We start from the raw sequence: 6,430 nt of genomic DNA, 5'->3' as shown, positions 1-6,430 counted from the left end.
CCACACTCCGCTGATCTACGCCGCGAGTTGTGCCAAATGTTCTGACGACGGACACGTCAAGGAAGCTAATGCGCCTGGAGCCAGTTAGATTGCGGCTTTGCAGCTTCTCGAACATAGCTTCAGGCAGCTGGTTGAACACTACGGTAGGCGTAGCCGAGCGAGCGAGGTTCTGACCAACGCGCTGCAAGGCCCGGCGGGTGAAGCGCTCGACTTCTTCTTGTCCCCCTTGCAAGGCCCGCATCGCTTGCCACTCGGGGATGACTTCTGCCGGCTTCATGGTGCCCTGCGCATAGCGAGCCCGGCTCTTTCGGGCGTTTTCCTCTGCGTCTCTCCAATGCCGTTCTACGTTGTCTGTCGTCCCAAACAGGTCGAGCACCCCTTGTGCACGAGCACCCTCTGATCGCAGGATCATCGCCTTCATGAGCGCCGCGGATACGCTGGTGGAATCCTCCGGGATAGGCACAGTTACCCCCGTGGCCTTGCGAATGGCGTCTGCCTTGCGCGTAATGACTTCGAGCACAGCGCCGTCGATCATGCTGTTGTCGCCATACATCATGACGGTCCAGACCGAGGGGGAGGCTTGCCCGAAGCGATTGACCCGGCCTTCTCGCTGCTGATGTCGAGTAGGGTTCCAGCTGAGATCGTAGTGGATCACGGCGTCAAAAAGTGACTGTAGATTGATACCCTCAGACAAGCAGTCAGTCGCCACAAGGATACGCGGTTGATCGGGATCCATCGCCTCGATGCGAGCACGACGATCTTCCTGTGTGAGTTCGCCGGTGATCACCTCCACCTTGTGTCCCTTGAATTGACGGGACAAGGCTGCACCCACTGCCTTCGCAGTCTCAATATAGCGGCAGAACACGATAGGGGACGCCGACTCCTGCTCGATCAGTTCGTTGAGCGTGGACAACAGGGTCTTGTATTTCGGGTCTTGTCCAAACTTAACGGCGAGATTCGACGCTGCTTCAATCAGTGCCTCCAGTTCGCGCCGTTCATCGCCATCGATCGCGGTGCCTGGCTCGACATCATTGTCACTCAGCAATCCGTCCTCCTCATCGAAGACGGCCGCCTGATTTTCCTTTTCCTCTCCGAACCCAGCTAATCTGTTTGACAGTGCGCGATGAGCAGCTGCTGGTGACGATCCGATGCAGCGCATAAGTGCAAGCGTGCTCCAGAACGCCATGCGTCGCCGTTGCGCATTTTCTCCTGCGCTCTTGGTTACTCCAACGCAGTAGTCGAGGACGTCTTCCTGGAACTCAGCCCATGGACCGGTAAGCGTATAGGTGCGCTCGTCTTCCAGGTGCTTGGGAAATGCCTTGCCAGCCTTCCATTCGTCTTCCTCGACGTCAGCGCGCCGACGCTGCACGAAATGCTGTTGAAGCCGGTAGGCATAACGCTCACGCGCATTTCGGTCGCCCCCTTCCGGACCGAAGGCAAAGTCTGGATGAAGCAAACCGAGCAGGCGATCGTAGGCATCTTCATCACCGGAATGCGGCGTGGCAGTGAGAAACAGCATATGCCGCTCCTCATCGGCAGCGAGACGCTGCAGCAGTTCATATCGCTGGTGCTTGCCCTTTTCACCGCCAACACAGCTGTGAGCTTCGTCTACGATGACCAGTGACGGACACGCCCTGGCAAACTCGTCGCGCCGGTTGTCCGCCTTGATGTAGTCGAGACTGACAATGGTGTAGGGATAGGCTTCGAACAAGCTCTGTGACGCAGGCAGCCCTCGTTCCAGCGCGCGGGCGTTCGATGCGGTGACTTCCACAGCATCAAGGTCGAACTTGGTTGCGAGTTCTTCGCGCCATTGCGGCACCAGGTGCGGGGGGCAGATCACGGCGAAGCGATCGATCTGGCCGCGATCAAACATTTCGCGCAGGATCATGCCTGCTTCAATTGTCTTGCCGATACCAACGTCGTCGGCAATCAGCAGCCGCTTCACCTCGAGCTTTAGTGCCATCAGCAAGGGCACAAGCTGATAAGCACGAGGCTCTACTCCGAGCTGGGCGGCGCTACGGAAAGGCCCTGCACCTCGCCGCATTGCCAATCGCAAAGCATCTGCCAGCAAACGTGCTCCATCCTGATTATCAACTGCATCAGGAGTGGGCGATGCAAACTTCGAAGGACGAACAGGCGAGCGTTCGAGATCAGGGATGAGGGAGATTACATCAGCCTCCGCACCAGACAGCGGACGCAAACGCATGGTCGAAGGCATTTGGCTGGGCAGGACAACCCATTCACGCCCACGCGCCGTGACCAGGGTGCCCGGTCGATAATCATTCGCTTCCATTGTTATTTCCCGAAGTATTGCGCGAGCGCGTTTGGCAGGGTTTCTGGTGCATCTGCGGGCAGATCAATCACGTCGATGCCGCGGGCTGCACAGGACGCAGCAATGCTGGCCGAAGATCCGCCAGGAACCGCTAGTAGCAATTGGCTTGGCCAGAACAGATCGAATGCAGACCCCTCGATCGTTGTGTTACCGGGCGCTGGAATGTCCCATTCTTCCAGCTTTGCCTTCCACCCGCCACTGCTTGGGTTCGGCTTCACTGATGCCTTTTCGCTTTTCAATATCGCTGCACTGGACATAGCGAGGAGGAAGGAGATCACCTTCTCGTTCGTGCGATCAAGGTGCTCGTGGTCAGGCTGGTTGAAGTAAGACATCAAGCAGCGGTAGCAGGCTTCAACACATGGCTTCTCACCATCAACGAGCTGACCTTGTTCATCGAACTTGTAGTGCATCAGTTCCAGAGCAATGCGTGCCAGCCCTTGCCAGCGCCCGGACGTATTCATCAACCTGCTAAGAACACCGGCACCACCTTCGGTTGCCTCATAGAGCAGAAGCGCTCGCCGCTCTTCACGGTTGGGCATAGCTTCACCGAGCATCTCTCCCTCTTCGAGGGACTCGCTGACCTCGATGGCCCGCACCAGTGCATGCTGAAGCGTCGCCATTTCGGCAGGCCCCAGGTTGAACGAGGCATCCGGGATTAGCAGCAAGGAGTTCTTGTGATCCTCGACGACCGGCACGATCCGCTGCTGTCGCGATTTGCCCGGGTCGGGCCCCGTCCCATCATCGTTATTCTTGTCGGCCAACCACCTCCCGGTCAGCGGATCGATCACAAAGCCACAGATCGCTTTTTCAGCTCGTCGCTTCAGCCCCTTGTTCAGCCGCGTTATCTTTGCACGGCGCCCGAAGGAAAGGCTCACAATCGGCTGCCCCTCCCCGGAAAGGGTGATCGTTTGAACGCTGTTTGTGTCGCCAGTCCATGCGAAGACGGTTTGGATATCAAACCCACGCCGTTGCCGGTCTTCGTCATTTGCTGTGATGCGGGCCGTGGGAAACGTCTCAACGTTTTGGATCCGGAAAATCGAATCCAGCCGCTCTGCGCCTCCGAGAGACGTGCCACAGGCCTGGCATCGTTCAACCACGGGTGATGTCTCGGCCGCACCACACTGAGCGCACAGGATCATAGTGTCGGTGGCAAGATTGCCATCATCGCTACGCTGCCCCGCCGGCAGCTTCGCCTTGATAATCCGGAAGGCTCGGCCTTCGTGATAAACAAGGCTGTTCGGTCCGAATTCGGAAATAGCGAGAAAGCGCGGCCGCTGCAGCACCGCCGTTCCGCGCATCGCCGGGATAAAGGCATAGAGCGGCAGCCTCGGGAAGTTGTAACCAGGCAGGAAGCCCTCGGTCGCAAGATAGCGGTAGGTGTAAAAATCCGACCCATTTGTCGCGCGCCCGTGCACAAGCATCTCGAGCTCATCGGCCGCAAGCTTGTAGCGGCTGGCTGCACTCTTGCGTTCACCCGGAGCAACATTGGTCTTGTTGCGAACCTTATCCGCGTCGGCTTGCTCGCGCAGTGCGCCGCGATACAGGTCCCGCCAACGCTCGAAGGTCTGGTCGAAGTTATGGTCTGCTGACGCAATAACGGATTCGATCAGGCCTTGCGGATCGGCAAGGTCGGGGAAAGCCTCAAGCTCAACGTATGGCGCGACCGTCTCAAGGATGGCCTTCAGGTCAGCAAGCAGCTGGGCATCTCGCCGCACTTTGTCGAAGGCGCGCATATGCTCTTCCGCGACCGGGAAACCCTCGGTGTTATCCATGTCGAGGTTCTTCGGGATCGACGATTCGAGCGGCGCCTTTGCAGCTGCCAGCCATTCCGCGTGGATATGGCTGGCGATCAGGTCACGATTGGCAAGGTCGAGCGCGGGGGGCTTAACCTGCCCCGCTACAAGCTGCTTTCTGTCATTGAAGTAATACTGGTCGTGCGGCGACTGGGCTGCGCAATAGGTAACCACCAAAGCCGCCTGACCGCTACGTCCAGCGCGTCCGGCCCGCTGCGCATAGTTCGCAGGTGTAGGTGGCGCGTTGCGCAGGTAGACAGTGCTAAGAGCGCTGATATCTACCCCGAGCTCCATGGTTGGAGAGCAGAAGAGCAAAGGAAGGAAACTGTCCGGCTCTTCGCGGTCCTTCATCGCTTCTTTGTTTTCCACCAAACGCTTTCGATCAGCGTCAGCGTAACGGAAACGGTCTTCACGCCATTGGCGGATTTCGTTCTCTACCTGCGCAGTATGTTCGCGCGCCTCGAACGAGAATGTAAGGGCACCCTCCTCGCCCAAAGAGGCAACTACCGAGGTGTAGAGGTCGCGGAAGAAGGCGTTAGCCTTCACATCATCTGCAGACGGCGTAGCCAGATGAAGCCTCAACGCTGCTGGTGCTAGGCGCCAAGCATCGCCTCCGCCAATCGGCACTTTGCGCAGGATTTCGTGTGCCTCGGCGGCCTTGATCAACGTCGATATGAAATCAGGGTAATCTTTCCGCTTCGGACCATCTGCCCCCCACAGGCGCGTGTGGCACAGTGACTTGCCCAAGGCTGACATATAGCTGCCACGCGTAATCGCGTCGTTCTCAGCATTTGAGATGGTGTCACGTTTGGGTGGATCGACCATCAGCACCCCTGCGGTTCGCAAGCGATCAGCTTCCGAACTCTCGATGTTCCACGGAAAGCGAAGGCTTTGCTGCGCCTCCTGTGCCACCTGTGTGATGAGCTGCTTTTCGAGGGCTTCCGTCGAAACTGCGAGACCTTTGCGCATGGCATCGAACAGGAGCTTGAACAGTTCAGCTCGCGTGCTCGGTGATGCTTCGCGCAGGAAGTCGTCCTTGGCGAAAAGTTCGTCGTCTCCGGCGAGTTCGCCCAGGCCGGGGAAGCGAACCTCGATCAGCTTGAGATCCTCGAGATTCGGATTGGTGAAGCGCCAACCACGTCGCAGGTCGCTCCAGACCCGGTGCGCAAGGACCTTCGTTACAGCGTGCTCTGCTTGTTCAAACGCGATCAAACCGCGCGCCTCTGGATTTGCCATCCACTCGGCAAGGCGCTCTTTGTTTTCGCGGGTAAACCCAAGGGCAAGCCTAACTGCATCGCCGAAACGCTGGTGTTCAAGGCCTCTTTCCCCCGCATCTGCCACGGCTTTGAGCAGGCCTGACCGCAGAAGCGTGACGAAGATGAAATCGTTGAAGTGACCTGCCTGAAGGGCAGCATCTTGACGGTTGTCGGTAAAGCCGAGCAGCTTGCGCTGGTGTTCGCCTAGCGTGCCCTCTTCATGCATTGCTGACAGAAGAGCGGCTGTGATCAGCGTCGTCGCCGAGCTTCGCCCTTCAGCCGACAAACTTGCCAGCTTGTTGCGCTCTCGCGCCTGGGACGACGGGATGTTTTTGCAGTTAGGGCAGAAGCGGTGATCGCCAGCGAAGAACCAGACTTCGATCCCATCGCCGTGGTTATGGCCGTCAGGTCCAACCTTTAGCAACGAGCCCTCTTGTTTGCCCCGATACGTCGCCTTGAGACGAAGCGTCGGAGAAGTGAGGTCGTGCCAGTCTTCCGGGTAGTCTTCGACATCACCTGCGAAATCGAGTCCACCTGCGACTGTCTCCCGTCAGCACCTATGGCACAGATTAGAGGTTGTGATTTAAGGAGGATTTGGGCTTCGTCGTAGTGACGAAGGAACGAAGATGAAGCCCAAATCCTCAAGGTCCAAATTGCCTGCCGAGCAGGTCGTAAAGGATATCCGCCGCAAGACTCGGCGGCACTTCTCTGCCGAGGACAAGATCAGGATCGTCCTTGATGGCCTGCGCGGCGATGACTCCATTGCCGAGCTGTGCCGCCGCGAAGGGATTGCGCAGAGCCTGTATTACACCTGGTCCAAGGAGTTCATGGAAGCCGGCAAGCGCCGTCTGGCTGGTGACACTGCGCGTGCTGCGACCACGGACGAGGTGAAGGGTCTGCGCCGTGAAGCGCGCGATCTGAAGGAGTGCGTGGCCGATCTCACTTTGGAGAACCGGCTGCTCAAAAAAAGCATGATCGCGGATGGGGGAGACGAAGAATGAGATATCCCGCATCCGAGAAGCTCGAGATCATCCGGATCGTCGAGCAGT

At 58.2% G+C, this 6,430-nt stretch carries 2 protein-coding genes and 1 pseudogene; 1 reads left to right on the top strand and 2 read right to left on the bottom strand.

The window, feature by feature from the left end:
* On the bottom strand, positions 1 to 2,293 hold a 2,293-nt coding region (locus D2V17_RS07615), incomplete at its 3' end, for a DEAD/DEAH box helicase (protein ID WP_245978615.1).
* Positions 2,294 to 2,295: 2 nt separating this feature from the next.
* Positions 2,296 to 5,805: a DUF1998 domain-containing protein gene (locus tag D2V17_RS07610; protein ID WP_147367286.1), complete on the bottom strand. Its 3,510-nt coding sequence runs from the start codon at positions 5,803 to 5,805 to the stop codon at positions 2,296 to 2,298.
* Positions 5,806 to 6,007: 202 nt separating this feature from the next.
* Here D2V17_RS07610 and D2V17_RS07600 point away from each other — a divergent pair.
* A pseudogene (locus tag D2V17_RS07600) lies at positions 6,008 to 6,430 on the top strand (transposase); the annotation flags it as partial.

The organism is Aurantiacibacter xanthus (assembly GCF_003584015.1).
Taxonomy (GTDB): domain Bacteria; phylum Pseudomonadota; class Alphaproteobacteria; order Sphingomonadales; family Sphingomonadaceae; genus Alteraurantiacibacter; species Alteraurantiacibacter xanthus.
This window is presented reverse-complemented; position numbering and strand designations above follow the sequence as displayed.